Source organism: Enterovirga sp. CN4-39 (genome assembly GCF_049446235.1).
Taxonomy (GTDB): Bacteria; Pseudomonadota; Alphaproteobacteria; order Rhizobiales; family Beijerinckiaceae; genus Enterovirga.
This window is the reverse complement of sequence record NZ_JBMSEF010000049.1, coordinates 1-1,357: the sequence shown is the minus strand read 5'-3', so window position 1 is coordinate 1,357 and position 1,357 is coordinate 1. Positions and strand designations below refer to the sequence as shown.

1 protein-coding gene and 1 pseudogene are annotated in these 1,357 nt (G+C 59.8%); both read left to right on the top strand.

Translation table 11 applies throughout. The features are described 5' to 3' along the window. Nucleotides 1-225 (top strand): annotated as a pseudogene (locus ACO2SS_RS28655) (monooxygenase); the annotation flags it as partial. Between the two features lie 88 nt (nt 226-313). Further along, nucleotides 314-1,216 (top strand): NAD(P)-dependent oxidoreductase, encoded by a 903-nt coding sequence (locus tag ACO2SS_RS28650; RefSeq protein WP_423281274.1) that lies wholly within the window; start codon nt 314-316, stop codon nt 1,214-1,216. Nucleotides 1,217-1,357 lie beyond the last annotated feature (141 nt).

Sequence of the window (1,357 nt, the reverse complement as noted above, 5' to 3'; positions counted from 1 at the left end):
GGGTTCATGAACCAGCAGGACGTCGTCCGCGAGTTCCTTGGGGACGAAGTGGCTGATCGAGTTGGACCAGTGTGGGGCTTCGGAAGCGAGCGAGAGCTGCGCAACATGTGGCAACGCACACCTCAGGAGGGGCTCTGGTTTAATGCCGGAAGCATGACGCAGTGTCGGATGTACTCGAAGTACCTCGCGTTGCAGATCAAGGCCATTGAGCTCGGGCTGGCGTAGGGGCCTAAGGGCAGTGTGGACCGGGACGCTGCGAGACTGCATTCAATGTCTTGCTGAGACGAGCTTCAGAGAACTGTAGAGGGATCAAATGAGCGTGAAGGCGCCAGTTGGCTTCGTCGGGCTTGGTAGAATCGGAGCCGTAATGGCCTCTCGCCTGGCTCAGGCCGGCTACCCTCTTGTGGTCTGCGATGTCGACTCGGCGGCATGCCGGAGGCTTGAGCAGAGTGGTGCTCGCATCGCATCAACGCCATTACAGCTCGCGAACGAGGTAGAAGTCACCTTTCTCAGCCTGCCCACGCCACGGATACTACAAGAGGTTGTCACCGGAGCAGAGGGGCTCGCGGGCGGAAGCAAGCTGCGGGTGGTCGTCGATCTCTCCACCACCGGGCCGCGCGTAGCGAGAGAGGTATGCGCCGCACTCCGCTCATCCGGAAAGGAGCTGATTGATGCCCCGGTGAGCGGCGGTGTCGCGGGCGCGGCTGCTGGAACGCTTACCTTGATGGTTGCCGGCTCGAACGAGGCGGTGACCGAAGTCACTCCAATGCTCCAGCAGCTCGGAAAGCAGCTGTTCGTGATGGGGCTGGAACCTGGCCTCGGCCAGACAATGAAGCTTGTGAACAACATGATTGCAGCTTGCTGTGCAGTCGCGAGCTTCGAAGCGACGGTTTTCGGCGCAAAGGAAGGCCTGCCCGCCAACCGTATGCTGGAAGTTCTGAACGTCTCGAGCGGACGAAGTTTCGCGACGCTTGAGAAGATGCCGAAGTCAGTGCTGCCGGGAACATTTCCGCCAGGCTTCGCGACTGAACTCATGTTGAAGGATGTAAACCTAGGGGTAACGGAAGCGGATGCTTCCGGAGCCCAGCTTCGGTTGACGAAAGCGGCTCAGGGGTTCTTTCAACAGGCAGTGGAGGAGGGCTTCGCAGCAAAGGATTACGCAGAGACTATCAAAATGTTTGAGGGGTGGGCCGGAGCGGTCGTCCGGAGCAGCTGATTTGACTACCATAGTAATTGAGGCGGGGAGCGATACTTTGACCAGCAGGCGTGAGACTGGGCGGGCTATCATGAGAGAGGTGCTCGGGGACGAGTACTTCGAGCGCCGCGAGGCGACTACCAGCGCGTTCAACATGCCGGT

Excerpts from the sequence above, each read along its gene's own strand:
- ACO2SS_RS28650 (WP_423281274.1), top strand. The coding sequence starts at position 314 with ATGAGCGTGAAGGCGCCAGTTGGCTTCGTCGGGCTTGGTAGAATCGGA.